Origin of the sequence: Hyalangium versicolor (genome assembly GCF_020103695.1) — a bacterium.
Taxonomy (GTDB): Bacteria; Myxococcota; Myxococcia; order Myxococcales; family Myxococcaceae; genus Hyalangium; species Hyalangium versicolor.
The window spans coordinates 396,542-417,876 of record NZ_JAHXBF010000012.1 but is presented as its reverse complement, the minus strand read 5'-3'; the positions used below and the strand labels follow the sequence as shown (position 1 = coordinate 417,876).

Sequence of the window (21,335 nt, the reverse complement as noted above, 5' to 3'; positions counted from 1 at the left end):
CCAGTGAGAGCCCAGGCCAGGTAGCCATCGGGCCTCAATACCGCCAGGCCATGGAAGCGTTGCACGCGCTCGAGGAGAGCTGAGCGGGAGAGCTCCTCGTTACCCTCCATCACCTCCCGCAGGAGGAAAGCAGCGACGAGCCGAGGACCAAAGCCCGCCAGGGAGACAGGTGTGTCCAGCAGCCTGTCATACAGGTGCGCCGCGTCCTCGGGAGTGAAGGGAGCCTCGCGCTCGGGCAGGTCCTCGCCAGAGTTGAGCCCAGCGAACAGGAGCACGGCCTCAAAAGGATCCATCTGCTGAAGCCCGCCCAGGACGGAGCGAGCCACCATCGCCGGGGGGCCACCCCTGCCGCCCATTCCTCCCCGGGAAGGGGTGGCGCTGTCCGTGGCACAACCGCCGAGCACCCCTGCGAGCATCAGGACGATCCAACGCACTGCGGCACGCAACACTCGCAGGCTCGAGCAACCCGTACTCATGGTCCTCCCCGCTCCGTGCGCCAACGCAGGCGCGCGGTCTGGTCGCAGTAGAGCCCGGCGCTGGAAGGGACACCATGTGTGCGAACTGGTTCGCAGTGGCCGCAGGCAGAGCCCCAGTGCGAACTGGTTCGCAGTGGGCGTGGGGGCAGAGGCCCACTGCGAACCAGTTCGCACTGAACCCTCGGTGGCCCTTCCAGCCCGGCTGGAACCGGAGCCTCCACCCCTGCTCCCCTGGCTGCCCCGAAGTTGCCACGTCAACTACCTGAAACTCTTGAAACTCCTTAGACTGGGGCAGATTTCCCCATGCGTGCCTTCCTCCTCCCGTCACTGCTCGTCCTCGGCCTGGGACTGCCAGCCCTGGCGCAGGCTCCCTCGGAGCCGGCCGCCGCGGCTGCGCCGGATGAGTCCTGGCTGAGCTACCCCGGCCCCGAGGCCCCTGCGCCTCCTCCAGATCCTCGGCCTGTGCGATCAGTCCCCTCGCAATTCTCCAGGCGGGACGTGGAGGCACGCGTTCCGGCCGAGCCCCTCAAGCCCAACCGGGTGAGTCTCTACGGGGGCCGTCTCCTGGAGCCGGGCAAGCTCGGCGCGGGCGCGATGCTGGGCTTCCCGCTCGCCTCGGTGCGCCTCTCCGTGGGCCTGTTGCCCTGGCTGGATGCGGGGCTCGGTGCGGACAGTCTCTACGGCATCATGAATGAGGTGCGCGGGTACGTGCGCCTGGGGATCCTCTCGGGTGAAGAGGCGCATCTGGCCTTCTCCATTGAGGGCGGCCACGCCTTCTTCCTCAACTCGCCCAGCGAAGAGCAGTACGGCGCGCGCTACTTCACCGGCCGCCGCAACTGGAACGTGGCCCCGGGCTTCGTGGGCTCGGTGCTGCTCGGCAAGCGCTCGCGAGGCTTCCTGGATGTGCGCTACCTCCTCGCCTTCGACACGCAGCCCTACCAGGAGAATCCGCTCGGCGGCGTCCCTGACGGAGTGCAGATGGGAGGCAACCTGCTCTTTCGCGGAGGGCTCGAGGTGCCCTTCTCTGAGCGGACGTCCTATCTCGTCATGGTCGGAGGCAACATCCAGGGCCGCGATGAGGACGCCTCGTTCATGCCCGTCGTCGGCATCGGCGTGGTGACTGGTTTCTGAACCCCGTGCCCCTCTCTGCTCCCGAGGCTCTCCATGCGTAGCAGCGTCATTGGCTCAGGTTCCTTCGGTACGGCGCTCGCCAACTCCCTGGCGGTGAACTGCGAGCAGGTGCACCTCTGGGGGAGGGACGCCGCGCTCATCGAGTCCATCAACACCCGCCACGAGAACCCCACCTACCTGCCAGGCATCCCCCTGTCTCCCAAGGTCCGTGCCACGCTCGAGCTGGGCGAGGCGCTCGCGGGCGCGGAGCTCGTGGTGCTGGCCATGCCCAGCCACGCAACCCGGGACATCCTCTCCCGAGCGATCCCGCACCTGCCCCGCCACGTCCCCCTCATCACCGTGGCCAAAGGCATCGAGAACGAGTCTCTGTTGACGATGACGGAGTTGCTGGAGGAGTGCCTGCCCGAGGAATTCCACCCCTACATCGCCGTGCTCTCGGGCCCCAGCTTCGCCCGGGAGCTGGCGCTGCGCAGCCCCACGGTGGTGACGATCGCCTCGCACTGGGAGAAGGTGGCGGTGCGGTGCCAGAAGGTGCTGCAGACGGAGTCGTTCCGCTCCTACACGTCGAATGACGTGGTGGGGGTGCAGTACGGCGGGGCGCTGAAGAACGTGATCGCCATCGCGGCGGGCATCGCGGACGGCATGGGCATGGGGCACAACGCGCGCGCGGCCATCATCACCCGCGGGCTGGCGGAGATTACGCGGTTGGCGGTGCGCAAGGGCGGCAACCCGCTGACGCTCTCGGGGCTGTCGGGCATGGGAGACCTGGTGCTCACGTGCACCGGCGAGCTGAGCCGCAACCGGCGCGTGGGCATGGAGCTGGGCAAGGGTCGGCAGCTGGCCGACATCCTCGCGGAGATGAAGCAGGTGGCCGAAGGCGTGAAGACGGCGAAGAGCGCCCGGGAGCTGGCGCTCAAGACGGGGGTGGAGCTGCCCATCTGCGAGCAGGTGTACGCGATTGCCTACGAGGGCCAGAGCGCGAAGGCGGCGATGGTGGGGTTGATGACGCGACAGCCGAAGTCCGAGCTGAGTAGCAGCTGAACCTCTCCCACAGCACGCCCATGTCCGTGAGCCCGCTCAAGCCTCCCAGTCACCCCGCTCCCCGGTGGACGTTCTCCACGCTCGATCTGACGGAGAAGTCTCCCGTCGCCATCATCGAGTGGGATCCGAATTTCCGGGTGCGGTACTGGAACCCTCGGGCCGAGGCAATGTTCGGGTGGACGCAGCAGGAGGTGCTCGGCGGCTACCCGGGGCAGGGCGTGCGGCCCTTCGTGTACGAGGAGGACTCGGAGCTGGCCCTGCAGGCGGTGATCCGGCTGCGGTCCGGCCAGGAGCGGTGGAACCGCTGCCGCAACCGCAACTACCGCCGGGACGGCACGATCATCCAGTGCGAGTGGTACAGCTCCGCGCTCCGGGATGCGGACGGGCAGCTGCTCTGCATCCTCTCGCAGGTGGTGGACGTCACCGAGCGGGATCAGACGCTGCTCCAGTTGGAGGAGAGCGAGCGGCGCTTCAAGTCCACCTTCGAGCAGGCTGCCGTGGGCATTGCTCACGTGAATGTGGATGGGCGCTTCCTGCGCGCCAACACGCGGCTGTGCGAGATCCTCGGCTACTCGCTCCACGAGATGATGACGCACACGGCCGAGCTCGTCACCCACCCGGAGGATATCGCTCGGGATCAGGAGCAGGCCCGAATGCTGTTGCACGGCCAGCAGCCCATGTACTCGATGGAGAAGCGCTACATCCGCAAGGGCGGAGAGGCGATCTGGTGCAACCTCACCGTGTCGCTGGTGCGCAGGCAGGACGGTACGCCGGACTATTTCATCTCCGTGGTCGAGGACATCTCTCGGAGGCGCCGCGCGGAGCAGGAGCGGGATGTGCTGCTGGCGCGCGAGCACCAGGCCCGCACGGAGGCGGAGGAGCTGGTCCGGCGGCGCTCCGAGGAGCTGGAGGCCACGCGCAACGCGCTCGTGCAGGCCGAGCGCCTGGCTACCGCGGGGCAGCTCGCGGCGGGCGTGGGGCACGAGATCAACAACCCGCTGGCCTACGTGCTGGCCAACGTGATGTACGCGGTGGAGGAATTGGGCCAGCTCCACGCACCTGTTGCGGGAGTGGACCTGGCGGAGGTGAAGCAGGCGCTGGTGCAGGCGCAGAAGGGGGCCGAGCGCATCCGGGACATCGTCCGGGATCTGCGCATCTTCGCGCGAGGCGATCCCGAGGTGATCGGGCCGGTGGACGTGCAGGCGGCGCTGGAGTTCTCCATCGCCATGGCGGCGCATGAGATTCGCCAGCGGGCGCAGTTGGTACGCAACTACGAGCCGGTGCCGTTCGTGCAGGGGAACGAGACGCGGCTGGGGCAGGTCTTCCTCAACCTGCTGCTGAACGCCGCGCAGGCCACGCCCGAGGGCGCGGTGGAGCAGCATCGGGTGACGGTGCGCTTGTGCACGGCGGGAGAAGGCCGGGTCTGCATCGAAGTGAGCGACACGGGCAAGGGGATTGCCGCCGAGCACCTGTCGCGCATCTTCGAGCCGTTCTTCACCACCAAGCCGGTGGGGGTGGGCACGGGGTTGGGGCTCTCCGTGTGCCACGGCATCGTCACGGGGCTGGGAGGGCAGATTGAAGTGGACAGCCATCCCGGCCAGGGGACGACGTTCCGGGTGCTGCTGCCGGTGGGGCACCCGGGCGAGCAGGAGCCGGAGTTCTAGTAGCGCTTGTCCTTCTTCTCGGGCCCAGCGCCGCGCACGCGCCACATCATCATCTGGCTGGAGCTCATATACGAGTTGAGGATGCCCTCCTGCTGCATCTGTTCCAGGAGGCGCACCGTCTTGAGGCGATCCAGCCCGATGGCGCGGGCGATCATGTCACCGGGCAGTCCGCTGAGGTTGCGGCGCAGCTCGTTGACGATGGCGCGTTTGAACTCGTTCTTGGTGAGGCCGTCCATGTCCTGGCTCTTCCAGGCCTGGAAGATGCCGCCGATGACCAGCAGGAGCGTGACGACAGCCAGCGCCGGATAGACGATGTGGCTGTTCTGCTCGAGCAGATCGATGTACTTCGGCGCCATGGACGAGGCGGGCTTGACGTACTGGGGCGTGTTGTCCTGGCCGGGCATGCCTTCGGGGAGCCCGTCGATCTGGACCAGGTGGAGCAGGAGGCTGAGGAGCAGCGTGAGCACGGTGGGTGGAATCTAGAGAACCCGAGGGTTCCCCCGCAACCCTCTCCGGAGACAGGCCGCTGGGGCGGCAGGTGCGGTAGCCTGGGGGGTGGACCATGCCCCTCGTCAGCCTGCTCACCGACTTCGGCGCCACCGACACCTATGTGGGGCAGATGAAGGCCTCCCTGCTCCGGGTTGCCCCGGGTACCACCCTGGTGGATTTGACGCATGCGGTGCCGGCCCAGGATGTGCGCGCTGGGGCCTTTCTGCTGTGGACGGCGGTGGAGGCTTTTCCCCCGGGCTCGCTGCACCTGGCCGTGGTGGATCCGGGCGTAGGCTCGCGGCGCCGGGCGGTGGCGGTGCGCTCGCGGCGAGGAGATGTGCTGGTGGGGCCTGACAACGGGCTGCTGCTGCCAGCGCTGGAGCAGCTCGGGGGGCAGGAGGCCGCCGTGGAGCTCACGGACTCCACGTGGTGGGGGCCGCTGCGCTCGAGCACCTTTCATGGGAGGGATCTTTTCGCGCCGGTGGTGGGACACCTCGCGACGGGGGTGACGCTGGAGCGGCTGGGCCGTCCGGTGGAGCGGTTGGAGGCTCCGTTTCGCATCCCCGTTCCCGAGGTGGAGGACGGACTGCCCGTGGGGGAGGTGATCCACGTGGACAGCTACGGCAACCTCATCACCAACCTGCCGAGTGCTCAGTTGCCGGCTCGCTTCCGGGTGCGCGTGGGGCTCTCGGTGGTGGAGGGAGCGCCGCATCCACACTATCAGGCGGTGGCGCCTGGAGAGCTGCTCGCGCTGGTGGGCAGCTCGGGACTGCTGGAGGTCTCCGCGCGGGATGGGAACGCGGCCTCGGTGCTTGGCGCCGAGCGCGGGGAGCGCGTGCGCATCGAACTTGTCTGACAAGTGGACAGGTTCGTCCGAACCGCGCCCGGAGGGGGCACCTCCTGTCCTGGGGCTGACGGTTGGGGGGAGCCTCCCATCTTTCCAGTCCTGGAAGTTTGAGGCGAACGGGTCTGCGTCCGGTCTGCATTGGTGAAACGATTCTCCTCAGCCACCTGCCAGCCCGGCATGACTGAGGAGATGCCAACGGATGCTGACGCTCACTCGTGACGACGTCCGGCTTGGCTGTCGCGCTCCGGACTGGCGTGCGGCGCTGGATCAAGCCGCCACGGCCCTGGTCGAGGCGGGCCGGGTCTCGATCGAATACCGAGAGGGGCTGCTCGCGCGAGAGGCTCAGTCCTCCACGTACCTGGGCCATGGGATTGCGATCCCTCACGGCACGCTGGAGAGCCGCCGCTACGTGCGCGCCACGGGCGTGCGCGTGCTGCAGTACCCGGATGGAGTCGCCTGGCATGACGGCTCCAAGGTGAACCTGCTGGTGGCGATTGCCGCGCAGTCCGACGAGCACCTGGACATCCTTCGCCAGCTCACGCACGTGCTGGAGAGGACGGGGGTGGCGGAGTCGCTGGCCCGAGCGATGAGCGCGGAGGAGGTGATTGCGGCCCTGTCTCGCGAGCTGGTGACGGCGAGGTTCGACGCGGAGACGCTCTGCCTGGATGTGCCGGCACGTGACCGCCTGGAGCTGGCGCTGGCCGCCGCGGCTCGCTTGCGCCACATCGGCTGCGTGGATGCGAGCTTCGTGGCTGCCATCGCTGGCCAGCTGCCAGTCCCCCTGGGACAGGGGCTCTGGCTCTCGTACGGCGCCACGGGCGTGAAGACTCCTGCGCTGGGACTGGCCACTCCGAAGCAGCGCTTCCAGGATGATGCGGGGGAGGTGGCCGCTGTCTTCTGCCTGGCTGCCCAGGGGGATGCGCATCGCGCGCTGCTCGAGCGCCTCGACGCCCTGATCGCCCGCGGAGATGGAGCCCAGCTCGCGGGCTTGCCCATGGAGCAGATCCTGTCCCGCCTGTCGGGAGAGTCCGCGCAGGCTCGGACCGCACCTGTTCGTTTGTTCAACGCGCAGGGGTTGCACGCGAGGCCCGCTCGGGAACTGGTGCAGGTGGCGCGAGCACAGCCGGTGCCCGTTCGGATCCGTCTGCTCGAAGGCGCGGGCGAGGCGGTTCCGGCCACCAGCTTGATCAAGGTGCTCGGGCTCGGCGCGAGGCACGGCCAGACGCTGGTGTTCTCCGCCGAGGGTGAGGGGGCCGAGCAGGCTGTCGCGGCGATGGCCGATGCGGTTCGTGGAGGTTTGGGAGAGCCGGTGACGCCCCTCGAAGCGGCACCTCAGGCGCCGCCCGTTGTTAGGGAAGCAGCAGCCGTCCCTCCAGCCGTTATTGCACCGCAGGCCGATGAAGCGCTGACGGCCGTGCCTGCGGCTCCGGGGCTCGCCATCGCGCCAGCCTACGTGCTGCGTCTGCCGGACTTCCATTATCCCGAGCGTGCGAGCGACGCGTCCCGCGAGCGACAGCGCCTAGAAGGAGCGCTCGCGGGAGCCCGTCAGCAGCTCGAGACAGTGGTACGGCGCACGACGAAGGGCGATGTCGCGCAGATCCTGTCGATCCACGTGGAGATGTTGGAGGATCCAGCGCTGCGGGAAGCGGCGCTCAAAGCCATCGGGGAAGGCATGTCGGCGGAGGCGGGGTGGTGGCGTGCCATCGAGACCGCGGCGCGGGCCCAGGAGGCGCTGGCAGACCGGTTGTTGGCCGAACGCGCCGCGGACCTGCGCGACGTGGGCCGCCGGGTGCTCGGGCTGCTGTGCGGTGTCGAGCTGCCGATTCCCCCAGAGCAACCCTACGTCCTGGTAGCGGAGGATCTCGGACCCTCTGACGTCGCGCGGCTGGACACGGCGAAGGTCCGAGGCATCGTCACCGCGCGCGGAGGTGCTACGGCGCACAGCGCGATCCTTGCACGGTCGCTCGGTATCGCCGCAGTGGTTGGCGCCGGGGAGCGCGTGCTGGCCTTGACCCCAGGCGTCGAGCTGATCGTCGATGGAGAGAGTGGCCGGGTCATCCCCGCACCGAGCCCTGCACGCCGGCAGCGCACAGAGAGGCGCATCGAGGAGCAGAAGGCGCTCCAGGAGGCGGCCTACAGCCGGCGTCACGAGGAGGCTCGTACACAGGACGGCCACCGGGTGGAGGTGGGAGCCAACATCGGCAACACCGGGCATGCCGCTGACGCCGTCGAGCGAGGCGCCGAGGGCATTGGCCTGCTGCGCACCGAGTTCGTGTTCATGGCCCATCCGCAGATGCCGGATCTGGCCACCCAGACGGCTGAGTACCGGCAGGCGTTCGACGCGCTCGCCGGCCGCCCGATGGTGGCGCGTACCCTGGATGTGGGCGGAGACAAGCCGCTGGCGTACTGGCCGATGCCGCACGAGGAGAACCCCTTCCTGGGGCTCCGAGGGATCCGCCTGACGCTGACGCGGCCGGAGGTGCTCGAGACGCAATTGCGAGCCCTGCTGACCGCCGCAGGCTCACGGCCGGTGCGCATCATGTTCCCGATGGTCAAGGACATCGACGAGTTCCGTGCGGGCAAAGCCCTCTTCGATCGCATCCAGGCCGAGGTGAAGGCGCCCGACGTCCAACTCGGGGTGATGATCGAAGTGCCCTCGTGCGCGTTGCTGGCACCCACGCTGGCGAAGGAGGCGCACTTCTTCTCGATCGGAACCAACGATCTCACTCAGTACACACTGGCGATCGACCGGGATCACCCGCAGCTGTCCGCGCAGTCCGACGCGCTGCACCCGGCCGTGCTCCAGATGATCCGCATGACGGTCGAGGCAGCACATGCCGAGGGCCGCTGGGTGGGCGTGTGCGGAGAGCTGGGCTCCGATCCACTGGCGATCCCCGTGCTGGTGGGTCTGGGAGTCGATGAGCTGTCCGTCACCAGCCGCCGCGTGCCGTTGGTGAAGGCCCGCATCCGGGAGCTGACGTTGCCGAGGGCTCGGGAGCTGGCCGCGCTCGCACTGAGACAGTCCACCGCCGCAGCGGTGCGAGACGCCCTGGAGGCGGCCTGATGGCGCGAGTCCTGACGCTGACACTGAATCCCGCTCTGGACCTGTCGATCCGGCTCGGAGCGCTCAAGCCCGGCGAGGTCAACCGGACGGAGAGCACGCGCCTCGACGCGGGTGGCAAGGGCATCAACGTGGCGCGAGTCCTCGCGGGACTGGGGCATGACGTGACGGTGTCGGGGTTGCTCGGAGCCGACAACGAGACGGCCTTCGTGAGGGCCTTCAAGGAACTCGGGTTGCGTGACGCCTTCATCCGAGTGCCCGGAGAGACGCGCATCAACGCGAAGCTCTCTGAGAAGGACGGGCGGGTGACCGATCTGAACGGACCGGGACCTCAGATACCGGCTCACTCGCTTGAGGAGCTGGCCGAGCGGCTCGGGACACTGCTGTCGGGGAACGACGTGGTCGCGATCTCCGGCAGCCTGCCACCCAACGTCACGCCTGCGCGGCTGGCCGGCTTCATCTCCGCGATTCGCGAACGCCAGGTGCCGGTGTGGCTCGATACGAGCGGCCCAGCCCTGGCCGCTGGATTGGGCGCACGGCCCTCGGGAGTCAAACCCAACGAACTCGAGCTGGCGGATTGGGCAGGTCATCCACTCGAGACACCCGAGGAGCGAATCCAGGCGGTGCTTCGGCTCAATACCGAGGGCATTGAGGACGTGCTGCTCTCCCTCGGCGCCGAGGGAGTGATCTGGACACAGCGCGGGCATGCACTCCGGGCCACACCGCCTCGGGTCTCCGTGGTGAGCACCGTGGGAGCGGGGGACACACTGCTGGCCGGCACGCTGCATGGAATTCTGTCCGGCTGGCCACGAGAGCGGAGTCTGCGCTTCGCCACGGCGCTCGCGGCCGAGTCCGTGCGCCATGTGGGCGTCGGCGATCCGAACGCCCAGGATTTCGAAGGGCTCCAGCAGCAGACGCGGGTGCAACTCGTGTCCGAGGAACAACTCAACCGGGAGACGCACCGATGAATGTGATCATCGTCACGGCTTGTCCCAGCGGCATGGCCACAGCCTTCCTGGCGGCGAAAGGACTGGAGCGTGCCGCGGCACGGCGGGGTTGGAAGGCGAAGGTGGAGATGCACAGCCAGCTCGAGCCGCTCGTGCTGGCCGACAAGGCGACGATCGCCGCTGCCGATCTGGTGGTCATCGCAGCGAGCGCCCCGGTGGAACTCGAGCGGTTCACCGGCAAGCGCGTCTATCAAGCGCCCATCGCCCAGGCGCTGCCAGACCCGGATGCCTTCCTGGCGCAAGCCGAGAGCCAGGCCACGACGTTGACCGAACCTGCTGGGCGCGGAGCAACTCAGGCCGAGGCACAGGCACCCGCACCGCAGCCGGGGGCCGGAGGACCGAAGAAGCTCGTGGCCATCACCGCCTGCCCGACAGGAGTGGCCCACACTTTCATGGCAGCAGAGGCACTCACCCAGGCTGCGAAAGGGTTGGGCTACGGCATCCGTGTCGAGACACAGGGCTCGGTGGGAGCACAGAACAAGCTGACCGCGGAGGAGATCCAAGCCGCCGACGCGGTCGTCCTGGCCACGGATATCGAGGTCGACACGTCGAGGTTCGCGGGCAAGCGCGTCTGGCGGACATCGACGGGAGTGGCGCTGAAGAAGTCGACGCAGACGATCCAGGATGCCCTGGAGAAGGCGCAGGTCCAGGGAGGCACTGCCCCCACGGAAGGCGCCGAGCACAATGGCAAGGGCGGCGCGGCAGGAGCCCGGCGTGGGCCCTATCGACACCTGCTGACGGGCGTATCGTTCATGCTCCCCATGGTGGTCGCGGGGGGCTTGCTGATCGCCCTGTCGTTCGTATTCGGCATCGAGGCCTTCAAGCAGGAAGGCACGTTGGCGGCGACGCTCATGAAGGTGGGCGGAGGAACGGCCTTCAAGCTGATGGTGCCGCTGCTCGCCGGCTACATCGCGTATTCGATCGCCGACCGTCCTGGAATCACCCCGGGAATGATCGGCGGCTATCTGGCGAGCGATCTCGGAGCGGGGTTCCTTGGAGGCATCCTCGCGGGCTTCATCGCCGGCTATACGGCGAGAGCCCTGAGCCGCTACCTCAAACTCCCGGCGAGCGTGGAGTCCCTGAAGCCGATCCTCCTCATCCCCCTGGTGTCGAGCCTGCTCACGGGGCTGGTGATGATCTACGTCATCGGCACGCCGGTGGCAGCGGTCATGGCGGGGCTGACGGCGTTCCTGAAGAACATGGGTTCGGGCAACGCGATCATGCTCGGAATGCTGCTGGGAGCGATGATGTGCTTCGACCTGGGGGGCCCGGTGAACAAGGCGGCCTACACCTTCGGAGTCGGGCTGCTGGCCGAGGGCGGAGCCGGTGCGCAGATGCCGATGGCGGCGATCATGGCGGCGGGCATGGTGCCGGCGCTGGGCATGGGGGTCGCGAGCCTCCTGGCGCGCTCCAAGTTCTCGGAGCCGGAGCGGGAGGCCGGCAAGGCCTCGTTGGTGCTGGGGCTGTGCTTCATCTCGGAAGGAGCCATTCCCTTCATGGCCAAGGATCCGTTCCGGGTGATTCCGACCTGCATGCTGGGCGGAGCCATCACCGGGGCGCTGTCGATGTACTTCGGAGTGCAGTTGATGGCTCCGCACGGAGGTCTCTTCGTGCTGCTCATCCCCCACGCGGTCAATCACGTGGTGCTGTACCTGTTGGCGATCGCCATCGGCACGGGAGTCGTCGGCGGAGGGTACGCGCTGGTCAAGACGGGCAAGGCCGAGATACTGGAGACGCCCCCGCAGCCGCAGAGCGCACCGGTGGCCGCGCGACGTACGATCGCCTCGAACTGAGGCCATCCGCACCGAGGGCCCACATGCATGCCATAGTCGGGCGTCATGAAAGTCCTCGATACGGAACGACTGGTCATCCGCAGGTTGTCGCTCGAAGACGCTCCGTTCGTCTTGAAGCTGGTGAACGAGCCCTCGTGGCTGCAGTTCATCGGCGACAGGGGCGTGCGGAACCTGGAGGACGCTCGTGGGTACCTTCAGAACGGGCCCCTCGCCATGTATGACCGCCATGGTTTCGGGCTGTACCGGGTGGACCTGAAGGAGGACGGCACGCCCATCGGGATGTGCGGGCTGCTCCGGCGCGACAGCCTGCCGGATGTGGACATCGGCTATGCGCTCTTCCCCCAGTTCTGGGGATGTGGCTACGCGTACGAGGCGGCTTCCGCGGTCATGGAGTACGGCCTGAAGGCGCTGGGCCTGCCGCGCATCGTCGCGATTGTCTCGCCTGAGAATCGCAGCTCGATCCGGGTGCTCGAGAAGCTGGGCCTGGCGTTTCAACAAAAGGTGCGCATGCCCGGGGCGACCGCGGATAGCGATCTGTTCGCGCCTCCGTCCTGACCGCGCGCGAGCCGCGCAGATGCCGTGAGCCGCCCGGGGAGGTAGGCTGCGCTGTCATGACCTACCAGCGAAATCCGGTGAAGGTTCCCCGTGTGTCGGGCCTGGCGCTCAAGGCCTTCGTCAACACCCTCGAGAGCCCCGGAGTCGGGTCGGTGGTGCTGGACAAGATGATGAGGGACAGCGGCATCGAGCGCTGGCGCGAGCTGTCCGCGGGAGACGCTCCACCACTCCAGTACCCCTTGCCGCATGGAACCCCTGCGGTAGAACCGCAGCCTTCGAGAGAACAGGCCGCCCGCGTCATCGCCGCGTCGCCGGTGCAATCGGAACGCGAGACGGTGGCCGCCTACGCCCGTGCCTACCGGGAGGGCGGGGTGGATCCCGTGACGGTGGTGCGCCGGATCCACGAGGCCATTGAGCAGATCGACAAAGGAGCGCAGCGCCTGGGCCTCTTCGTCGCGCGCAAGCCCGAGGAGGTGCTGCGGGCCGCTGAGGCGTCAGGCGAGCGGCTGCGGGCGGGCCAGCCCCTGAGCGTGCTCGAAGGCGTGCCCGTGGTGCTGAAGGACGAAGTGGATCTGGCCGGCTTCCCCACGACGCTGGGCACGAAGTTCCGCGCCCAGGTGGCCACGGCGGACTCGACGGTGGCCGCGCGGCTCAAGGCGGCGGGCGCCATCATCCTGGGCAAGGCCAACATGAACGAGATTGGCATCAACCCCACCGGGTTGAACCCGCACCACGGAGCTGCGCGCAACCCGTGGAACCGGGGCCACATCACGGGTGGTAGCTCGAGCGCCTCGGGAGCCGTCGTGGCCGCGGGCCTGTGCCCCGTGAGCATTGGGGCCGACGGAGGCGGGTCCATCCGCGTCCCTGCGGCGCTGTGCGGCATCGTTGGCCTCAAGGCCACCTGGGGGCGCATCCCCGAGACGGGCGTTCCTCCGCTGTGCTGGAACGTGGGGCATGTCGGGCCCTTGGGGCTCACGGTGGATGACGTCGCTGCCGCGTACGCGCTCCTGGCGGGGCCGGATGGGCACGACATGGTCTCGCAGAGCCAGCCGCCGCATCACCTGTCAGGCTATGAGGAGGGCGGGCTGGCGGGAGTGCGGCTTGGAATCTGCAGGCCCTACTTCGAAGACGCGGACGCCGACGTGGTGGCGCGTTGCAAGGAGGCCGTGAAGGTTCTCACGGATGCGGGAGCCACCGTGGTGGAGATTCCCCCGCCGGATTTGAACACCGTGCTGTGGACGCACAGCTGCATCATCCTCAGCGAGATGGCGACAGCGATGATGCCTCACTCGAAGGAGCGCTCCTCGGACTTCGGCCTCGACTCGAGGACCAATCTGGCCATTGGCCGGCACTTCCGAGCGACCGATCTGGTGCATGCGTTGAGGCACCGCCACCGGCTGACGCGCGAGCTGGTGGCGCTCATGGCGGATGTGGATGTCATCGTCACGCCGACGACGGCCTCCACGGCTCCAGCCATTCCCGAGGCGACGCTGCCCGATGGAGAATCGAACCTGCCGGTGGTGGATGCGCTGATGCGGTTCATCCGGCTGGCGAACCTGACGGGCAACCCAGCGTTGTCGGTGCCCGCAGGCTTCGACTGTGCAGGTCTGCCGGTGGGCGTGCACCTCACAGGACGGCCTTATGAGGAGCACCTGCTTCTGCGCCTGGGACGGGTGGTGGAGCGCGCCACCGAGCACCGCAAGCCGTCAACCCACGTGAGCGTCCTGCGCTGAGGGGGGCCCTCGGGCGCGGACTTGCCGAACCTGTCCACCTGTCAGACAGGTTCGGCACAAGCCCGCCCGACAGGGCGACTACAGCGCGCCCAGGGCTTCGGAGGCGCCCTCGGCGAACAGGGTGGTGTCCGCCTTGGCCAGCAGGGTGGTGATGCCCTCGCGCTTCTCGGCGCTGATGGCCACACCGCCCTTGGAGCGCAGCAGGGACTCCACGTCCTCGGCCGACAGCAGGTCCGCCTTGTTCCACACCATGAGGCGCGGCTTCTCCATCAGCCCCAGCGAGCCGAGGATGGTCTCCACCGCCTCCACCTGCTCGTCGCGAGCGGGGTCCGCCGCATCCACCACATGGAGCAGCAGGCTTGCGTCGTACAGCTCCTCGAGCGTGGCGCGGAAGGCCGCAACCAGGTCCTTGGGCAGGTCGCGAATGAAACCCACCGTGTCGGTGATGATGACCTCGCGCTCCTGCGGGAAGCGCAGGCGGCGGCTGGTGGGGTCCAGCGTGGCGAACAGCTTGTTCTCGGCCAGCACCTCCGCGTTGGTGATGGCGTTGAGCAGGGTGGACTTGCCCGCGTTCGTGTAGCCCACGATGGAGATGACGGGCAGCTCGCGCCGATTGCGCTGGGCCCGCCGCACGCTGCGCTCGCGCGAAATGGCGTCGATGCGCTTCTCCAGGTGAGTAATCCGCTCGCGCACCCGGCGGCGATCGATCTCGAGCTTTGTCTCGCCAGGGCCTCGGCCGCCGATGCCACCCGCGAGCCGGCTGAGCGAGTCATCGCTCTGCACCAACCGGGGCAGCCGGTACTTCAGCTGGGCCAGCTCCACCTGCAGTTTGCCCTCGGCGCTCTGGGCGCGCTGGGCGAAGATATCGAGGATGAGCTGCGTGCGGTCCAGCACCTTCAGGCTGGTGGCCTCGGCGATGTGCCGGCCCTGCGAGGGCGTGAGGTCCTTGTCGAAGATGATCAGGTCCACCATGGACTGCATGGAGCGCAGGTTCAGGTCCTCCAGCTTGCCGCGGCCGATGAGGTAGCGAGGATCCGCCTCGCGCCGCATCTGCAGCACGCTGTCGATGACCTCCACCCCCGCCGTGCGCGCCAGCTCCTTGAGCTCCGCCAGACTGGACTCGGCATGGGTGCGGTTGCCGTCCAGGCACACCGCCACGAGGATGGCCTTCTCCCGCCCGCCCACCGCGCGCGCGGCGGCCTTGCGATTGAACTCCTGCTCCAGCGCCTCCAGGGTGTCTATGAGGTCCGGCTGGTCTTGGTGCACGCTGGGCAGCGTGGTGACGCGCCAGAACTCGTTGGCGCCGTTCTCCGGCACCAGGTGCGCGTAGTGCAGCACTCCGGGCAGCCCCTCGCGGCCCACGCCGACGGCGGCCACCATGTCCAGGCGCAGCAGCGCAAGGTCCGTCAGGTCGTCCTTCGTGAGCGGCTCGCTCTTGAGGTGCGTGTGCACCAGGCGCAGACCACGCAAACGGATCTGCCCGGCACGGGCGCGGCCGATGTCCGGCAGCTCCAACTTGTGGGCATTGCCGACCACGACGTATTCGATGTCACCCTTGCGATTGATGAGGACACCGATCTGCCGGTTGGTCTCACTCGACAGCTCGGTGAGGTGACGGGCGAGCTCCGCCGAGACGATCTCGTGGGGGGCCACGCGGCGGCGGTAGGTGTTGCGCAGGCGCTGCTGCTCGCTCGGCTTGAGACCCAGGGTATTGCCGTAGATTTCCTTCAAATTCGTCCTTCTCCCGCGCGGGCCGGGCCCGCGTCCATACCTGTCCCCAGTCTAAAGACTTGCCAGCCAGGATTCACGGCTCCTGGCCCGAAAAGGGGACTGGTGGGAACACACGGGCGCGGCGGCAGCTTCCGTCCTAGTCTGGGGTCCGTGACGACTTCTGGACGAGAAGCCATCCGCGCCGCGAAGCGGGTGGTGGTGAAGATTGGGACGAATGCCCTGACGAACGCCACGGGGCGCTTCAACCGGGCCCACTTCGATGCTCTGAGCGAGGATCTGCTCTGGGCCGCCGAGGGCCGTGAGCTGGTGGTGGTGTCCAGCGGCGCCATTGCCCTGGGCGTGGAGCGGATGGGGCTGCCGGCTCGCCCGAAGGATATTCCCGGCAAGCAGGCTTGCGCGGCGGTGGGCCAGAGCCGCCTGATGCGAGCGTACGAGGAGGCCTTTGGCCGGGCGGACCGGCGCGTGGCCCAGGTGCTGCTCACCCACGAGGACGTGCAGGACCGGCGGCGCTACCTCAACGTGAAGCACGCCCTGGAGCGGCTCATCGAGGTGGGCGTGGTGCCCGTCATCAACGAGAACGACACCGTCTCCGTGGACGAGCTGAAGTTCGGCGACAACGACACGCTGGCGGGCCTCGTCTCGGGCGTCATCGAGGCGGATGTGCTCGTGGTGCTGTCCGACGTGGAGGGCCTCTACACGGCGGATCCGCGCAAGGATCCCCAGGCGAAGCTGATGAGCCAGGTGGAGCTGGTGACGCCGGAGCTGCTCGCCCTGGCCGGTGGCAGTGGCAGCACGGTGGGTACGGGCGGCATGGCCACGAAGATCCGCGCTGCCGCTCGCGTGGCCGAGCGGGGGATCCGCTGCGTCATCACCTCGGGAGCCGTTCCCGGCCGGCTGCGCTCGGTGCTCCAGGGTGAGCCAGTGGGCACGCTCTTCGAAGCGGGGGAGAACCGCCGCAGCGCGCGCATGGCGTGGATCGCCCATGCCCTGCGCCCCAAGGGCCGGCTCGTGGTGGACGCTGGGGCACGCGAGGCCATCGTCACATCCAAGCGCAGCCTGCTCCCGTCGGGCATCAAGCAGGTGGAGGGAGATTTCGGCCGGGGGGATCCGGTGGACCTGGTGGATGAGCAGGGAACGGTGTTCGCCCGGGGACTCAGCGCCTACGAGGATGCGGAGCTGCGCCGCATCTCGGGCCGGAAGAGCGCTGACATCGAGTCCATCCTCGGCTACCGCTATATCGACGAAGCCGTGCACCGGGACGACTTGGCAGTGCTCCAGGTTCCCTGAGTGACGAACTGGCAGCGAGCCGGAAGCAGGGGAGCAGTCAGGCCCCTGCCTGAATCCCAGCCGTGGGATCAGCGGTGCCGGAACTGGGACGTCAGATGGGGCGCGAGCCGGCTTGGCCTTCGCTGTCGGCGGCCAGATCCATCAGCGCCCGGAACTCGGGAGAGTCCACCTTCATCAGCATGAGGGACACTTCCAGCTCGCCTGGCACCTTGCCCAGCTGCAGCTTGCGTTGCTGGCCATGGAGCAGCGCCAGCTCCGAGTGCCCTCGAAGCTCCGGCAGCGTCAGCTCCAGCGAGAGGTGGTAGGTGTTCCCCTCGAGGATGGGCGTGAGGATCAGCTGGTAATCCGCCTGGTTGGCGCCCGGCTTGCGGCGCTCGGCCCGCAGGGTGCGGCCCGTTTCACCCAATAGCTTGGGTTGGGCCACCAGCCGTCCCTCGCGCCGCACCTCCAGCGCGAAGTAGAGCGGCTCGGCCTCGGCTCTCGCCGGCGCCAGAGAAGTGGTGAGGCCCACCAACGCCAGCCCGGCAATCACGCTTCTGAGAAGGGTGCGGTTCACGGTGAGTCCTCGCCTTAGCAACCTTCGCGCCACGCCGCCCGGTCCTATCCCCATTCCCCAACCTGCTTGGGCGTCTCCGGTCCCTTTGTAAGGAATATCCCAGTCGAGGCTCAAGAGCGAGTCCCCCTTGCCCCACTGTCTGCTTGCTGAATGTAGTTGATTTGACTACGGCGGTCTACCTGCTTGCGCGTTCAGTGGGGTGTGGATATCCGATCCAGACACACCTCACTGTCCCTGCCGTCCTCTCGAACCATGACCATGCCCGCCTTGACCCCACGTACCCGGATTCGCCATCGTCGCCGCCCTCCTGACATGGACCGTACGGAACGCCTCCTGGACCTGGTTGCCCTGTTGCTCGACGCGCGCGAGCCCATCTCGTGGGCCGAACTGCGCGAGCATTTCCCCGCTGACTACGGAGGTATCTCGGACGATGCCGCCGAACGCAAGTTCGAGCGAGACAAGGCGGAGCTGCTCGAACTCGGCCTGCCGCTGACGTACATCCAGGGAGACGATGACCGGAAGGACGGATACATCGTCGACCGCAGCGCGTACTACCTGCCGGAGGCGAACCTCACGAAGGAGGAACTCGCCGTGCTGTACGCCGCGGGCAGCGCCGCGCTCGCCTCGGGCGCCTTCCCGGGACGGGACGATCTGGCCCATGCGCTGCGGAAGATCGGCTTCTTCGGCGGAGACGCGCTGCCCTCACCGCGCGTGCGCATGGAGCTGGGCTCCGCGCAGAGCGATCCGGAGCTCTCCTCGCGGTTGGAGCAGCTCTGGGAGGCCTGCGCCACGCACAAGTGGGTGCAGATCGCCTACGGCTCGCCGAAGCGCTCCGAGGTGACGGACCGCAAGGTGGATCCGTACGGGTTGGCGCTGCGGCGCGGAGTGTGGACGCTCGTGGGCTACTGCCACCTGAGGCAAGGCCTGCGCACCTTCCACGTGCACCGCATCCGCGAGCTGAAGGTGAACACCGCCAAGCCGCGCACGCCGGACTTCGAGGTGCCCGCGGACTTCTCGCTGGACTCACACGTGGCGTACTACCCGTGGCAGCACCGCTTCCATGAGCCCATGGAGGTGACGCTGCTGCTGCGCGGAGAGCTGGCCCCGCGGGCCGCGAGTCTCTTCCCCGGCGCCACCGCGGAGCCCGCCACCGAGGGCACGCGAGTCCGGCTGGGCGTCACGTTCCTGGAAGGCCTGCTGCGCTTCTTGTTGGCGCTGGGGCCCGACTGCCGCGTCGAGTCCCCCGAGCCCGCCGTCACCCGCGTGCGGCAGATGGCTTCGAGCATCCTCGAGCGCCACGCCGCCACCGATGAGAAGAAGGTGACCGCATGAGCACTGTTCACGAGCGTCTTCGCCGCCTGCTGTTCCTCGTGCCCTACGTCTCCAAGCACCCGGGCGTCACCGTCGACGACCTGGCCAAGGCCCTCAACGTCAAGCGCGAGGACCTGCTGGAGGAGCTGGACCTGCTCACCTGCGTGGGCCGGCCGCCCTTCAACCCGGACGACTACGTGGACATCTACGTGGACAATGATCGCGTCTACGTCGACCTGGATCAGCGCCTGTCCCGCCCGCCGCGCCTGACGGCAGGTGAGGCCGCGGCCCTGGCTGCCGCGGCGGAGCTGCTGCGCCCGGCCGCGGGTGACGCACTGCAGAGCGCCCTCCAGAAGCTGGAGCGCATCCTCCCCGCCGCCGCTCGCGAGCGGTACCGGGAGATGTACCGGAAGATCGACGCGTCCTCGGAGGCCCCGCAGTCGCTGGGGCCGCTCACCCGCGCCATCCTCGAGCGGCGCGAGGTGACGTTCGACTACGCCAGCCCGGGCCGTACCTCCGAGCCGCGCCGCGTGCGCCCCTACGAGCTGCTCAGCCACCGAGGCCAGTGGTACCTCCAGGGCTTCTGCCACACGCGGCAGGACGCGCGCCTGTTCCGGCTGGATCGCATGGAGAACCTGGCCGTCACGGATACTCCCTTCCAGCCTCCCGCGGACGCGCGCGCCGCGGTGCCCAATCCGGCTCGCACGGATGCGGGAGTCCGGGTGCGCTTCTCCAAGCTCGTGGCGCCCTACGTCACGGAGCGCTTCGGGTCGGACGCTCGGCCCCTCCCTGACGGAGGGGTCGAGGTGCGCGTTGCTGGCGACAGCGAGCGTTGGCTGACACAATGGATCCTGTCCTTCGGAGGAGAGGCTGAAGTCGTGGAACCGGCCTCGGCACGCGCCGCCGTTGCCCGCGCGGCCCAAGCCTCGCTAGGATTCTAGGAATTCCATGGGCTTCCAGCTGAAGATCGCCGAGGGTAAGGACGCGGGCAAGGAGTTCGAGTTCGATCAGGACTCGGTCCTGATCGGGCGAACTCCTGAGTGCGATGTCGTCCTCTACGACGCGGGAGTGTCTCGCAAGCACTGCCGCATCTTCAGTGAGGGCAACCGCTTCCTCATCGAGGACATGGGGAGCTCCAACGGCACCAAGCTGAACGGCTCGGCCATCACCCGGAAGCAGTCGCTGAGCGACGGGGATCAGCTCACCCTGGGCCCTGTGGTCTTCGTCTTCGGAGCCATGGAGGAGGAGGAGCCGGCTCCCGAGCCCAACACGGACGCGGCCATCCAGGCGCCTCCGCCGGAGGGCGAGGGCAGCACGCGCATCGTCTCCGCGGACAAGGTGAAGCCGCGCCAGAAGAACAAGGCCGAGGCGCTCAAGCCCGAGGGCAATGACGCCGAGCCGGAGAACCTGGCCAACCTGCAGCGCTCTTCCACCCGCGCGATGCCCTCGGTGCGCTCGCGCCCGGGCGCGGGGGCCTCGCGTGCGGGGGCCTCTTCCGCGGCCATCGAGCGGGCCGCTCCTGCCTCGCCAGCGCCTCGGCGTCCCGCTACTTCGGGCGCTGCGGCCGTGGAGCGTGCGGCGCCGCCCCGGCCTGCGGGGGCCGCGGCCTTGTCCGCCGCCGAGCGTGCCCGCATCAAGCGCGAGTCTCCGGGCGGAATCGCCCAGATCAAGCTCTTCTGGCTCGAGGCCAGCACCAACGTGCGCCGCGGCATCATCGGCGGGTTCGTCGCGATGGCGCTCCTGGCCGTGGGTGGGGCGTACTGGTTCGTGATGAGCCAGCCCGCCATGCTGAACCTGGGCAACGAGCCCTCGGTGCTTGGCACCCAGCCCATCTCGGATGTGTTCGGCCTGGGCCAGGGCGTCAGGTGGCAGCACGCGGACCTGAAGACATTCACCTGGGAGTACGCGGCCGCCACGCGCGCCGTCGTCATCGTCCACTACCAGGCGCAGAACATCTCCCAGGGCGAGGTGGTGGTGACGGTGAACGGCGTGGACGTGGGCCAGGTGCCTCCGGACACGCTGGCCAGCCGCGATCGCTCGCTGGAGCTGATGGTCCCGCCCAACCTGTTGAAGAAGGGCGAAGTGAACCGCATCACCTTCGACAACACGAAGAACCCTCCCGCCGAGGACGAGTGGCGCATCTGGAACGTGTGGGTGGAGAAGGCGCTGCTGCCGGATCTGCCGCCGGATCAGTTGGAGGTGGAGGCTCGCAACGCCTATCAGCGAGGCCGGCAGAACTTCCAGCGTGCGGACGTGGGCGCGCGCAACCGCTACGAGGCGTGGAAGTCCTTCCGCGAGGCGTGGCTGTTGCTGGAGGCCCACCCAGAGCCCAAGCCGGACCTCTACTTCGAGGCGCGCGATCGCATGAAGGACGCGCAGCAGGAGCTGGACAAGACGTGCGCCAAGCTGCTGCTGGAGACCGAGGGCTACTACAACCAGAAGAACTTCGCGGCGGCCAAGCACACGCTCGAGTACATCCGCGAGTACTTCCCGGAGTTTGATCAGCCCTGCGCCACGCACGCGGAGAACAAGCGCTCGGAGTACGGGTTCTAGCCGCACCGTCGTCCAGCCAACGAAGCAACGCCGCGTGGAGGGCCGGTGGCGCCGCTCGCGGGTTGCCGGTCTGGCCCACCGTTCGCAACGTACCCTTGCC

General features: G+C 68.2%; 16 protein-coding genes and 1 pseudogene. 13 read left to right on the top strand and 4 right to left on the bottom strand.

What is annotated here, in order from left to right:
- A pseudogene (locus tag KY501_RS26040) lies at nt 1-476 on the bottom strand (hypothetical protein); the annotation flags it as partial.
- A 303-nt stretch (nt 477-779) separates the two neighbouring features.
- On the opposite strand from KY501_RS26040, the gene KY501_RS26035 reads away from it, so the two are divergent.
- Genes KY501_RS26035 through KY501_RS26025 form a run of 3 tightly spaced genes read left to right on the top strand, consistent with a single transcriptional unit; the run spans nt 780 to nt 4,312 of the window.
- Nucleotides 780-1,607, top strand: coding sequence for a hypothetical protein (locus KY501_RS26035; RefSeq protein WP_224366141.1), 828 nt, complete (start codon nt 780-782; stop codon nt 1,605-1,607).
- A gap of 33 nt (nt 1,608-1,640) precedes the next feature.
- Complete coding sequence (locus tag KY501_RS26030) at nt 1,641-2,648, top strand: NAD(P)H-dependent glycerol-3-phosphate dehydrogenase (protein ID WP_224366140.1); 1,008 nt, start codon at nt 1,641-1,643, stop codon at nt 2,646-2,648.
- Between the two features lie 20 nt (nt 2,649-2,668).
- Nucleotides 2,669-4,312: a PAS domain-containing sensor histidine kinase gene (locus KY501_RS26025; RefSeq protein ID WP_224366139.1), complete on the top strand. Its 1,644-nt coding sequence runs from the start codon at nt 2,669-2,671 to the stop codon at nt 4,310-4,312.
- On the opposite strand, the gene KY501_RS26020 is transcribed toward KY501_RS26025, so the two are convergent.
- Complete coding sequence (locus KY501_RS26020; protein WP_224366138.1) at nt 4,309-4,779, bottom strand: hypothetical protein; 471 nt, start codon at nt 4,777-4,779, stop codon at nt 4,309-4,311. The two genes, KY501_RS26025 and KY501_RS26020, sit on opposite strands and share 4 nt — an antisense overlap.
- 95 nt (nt 4,780-4,874) lie before the next feature.
- Here KY501_RS26020 and KY501_RS26015 point away from each other — a divergent pair, with 95 nt between their 5' ends.
- The 6 genes from KY501_RS26015 (at nt 4,875) to KY501_RS25990 (ending at nt 13,797) form a co-directional block, all read left to right on the top strand.
- Entirely contained in the window at nt 4,875-5,657 is a 783-nt protein-coding gene (locus KY501_RS26015; RefSeq protein ID WP_224366137.1) for an SAM hydrolase/SAM-dependent halogenase family protein, read from the top strand.
- Between the two features lie 190 nt (nt 5,658-5,847).
- Complete coding sequence (gene ptsP, locus KY501_RS26010) at nt 5,848-8,712, top strand: phosphoenolpyruvate--protein phosphotransferase (protein ID WP_224366136.1); 2,865 nt, start codon at nt 5,848-5,850, stop codon at nt 8,710-8,712.
- Nucleotides 8,712-9,677, top strand: a complete 966-nt coding sequence (gene pfkB / locus KY501_RS26005; protein ID WP_224366135.1) for a 1-phosphofructokinase — start codon at nt 8,712-8,714, stop codon at nt 9,675-9,677. The genes ptsP and pfkB overlap by 1 nt, the downstream gene beginning before the upstream one ends.
- Nucleotides 9,674-11,509, top strand: coding sequence for a PTS fructose-like transporter subunit IIB (locus KY501_RS26000; RefSeq protein WP_224366134.1), 1,836 nt, complete (start codon nt 9,674-9,676; stop codon nt 11,507-11,509). The genes pfkB and KY501_RS26000 overlap by 4 nt, the downstream gene beginning before the upstream one ends.
- Nucleotides 11,510-11,554: 45 nt before the next feature.
- Nucleotides 11,555-12,064: a GNAT family N-acetyltransferase gene (locus tag KY501_RS25995; protein WP_224366133.1), complete on the top strand. Its 510-nt coding sequence runs from the start codon at nt 11,555-11,557 to the stop codon at nt 12,062-12,064.
- 56 nt (nt 12,065-12,120) lie between these two features.
- Nucleotides 12,121-13,797, top strand: a complete 1,677-nt coding sequence (locus KY501_RS25990) for an amidase (protein WP_224366132.1) — start codon at nt 12,121-12,123, stop codon at nt 13,795-13,797.
- Between the two features lie 78 nt (nt 13,798-13,875).
- Here the strand turns inward: KY501_RS25990 and hflX are convergent, their stop codons facing one another.
- The gene (gene hflX, locus KY501_RS25985; protein WP_224366131.1) at nt 13,876-15,528 is read right to left on the bottom strand and encodes a GTPase HflX; all 1,653 of its coding nucleotides are present in this window, start codon (nt 15,526-15,528) and stop codon (nt 13,876-13,878) included.
- A gap of 150 nt (nt 15,529-15,678) precedes the next feature.
- Here hflX and proB point away from each other — a divergent pair, with 150 nt between their 5' ends.
- The gene (proB, locus tag KY501_RS25980) at nt 15,679-16,815 is read left to right on the top strand and encodes a glutamate 5-kinase (RefSeq protein ID WP_373691639.1); all 1,137 of its coding nucleotides are present in this window, start codon (nt 15,679-15,681) and stop codon (nt 16,813-16,815) included.
- Nucleotides 16,816-16,906: 91 nt separating this feature from the next.
- On the opposite strand, the gene KY501_RS25975 is transcribed toward proB, so the two are convergent.
- Nucleotides 16,907-17,371: a hypothetical protein gene (locus tag KY501_RS25975; RefSeq protein ID WP_224366130.1), complete on the bottom strand. Its 465-nt coding sequence runs from the start codon at nt 17,369-17,371 to the stop codon at nt 16,907-16,909.
- 312 nt (nt 17,372-17,683) lie between these two features.
- Here KY501_RS25975 and KY501_RS25970 point away from each other — a divergent pair, with 312 nt between their 5' ends.
- From KY501_RS25970 to KY501_RS25960, 3 genes are read left to right on the top strand one after another with little or no spacing between them, the layout of a single operon-like run.
- Nucleotides 17,684-18,703: a helix-turn-helix transcriptional regulator gene (locus tag KY501_RS25970; protein WP_224366129.1), complete on the top strand. Its 1,020-nt coding sequence runs from the start codon at nt 17,684-17,686 to the stop codon at nt 18,701-18,703.
- The gene (locus KY501_RS25965) at nt 18,700-19,623 is read left to right on the top strand and encodes a WYL domain-containing transcriptional regulator (RefSeq protein ID WP_224366128.1); all 924 of its coding nucleotides are present in this window, start codon (nt 18,700-18,702) and stop codon (nt 19,621-19,623) included. The genes KY501_RS25970 and KY501_RS25965 overlap by 4 nt, the downstream gene beginning before the upstream one ends.
- 7 nt (nt 19,624-19,630) lie before the next feature.
- Nucleotides 19,631-21,235: an FHA domain-containing protein gene (locus KY501_RS25960; RefSeq protein ID WP_224366127.1), complete on the top strand. Its 1,605-nt coding sequence runs from the start codon at nt 19,631-19,633 to the stop codon at nt 21,233-21,235.
- Nucleotides 21,236-21,335: the final 100 nt, after the last annotated feature.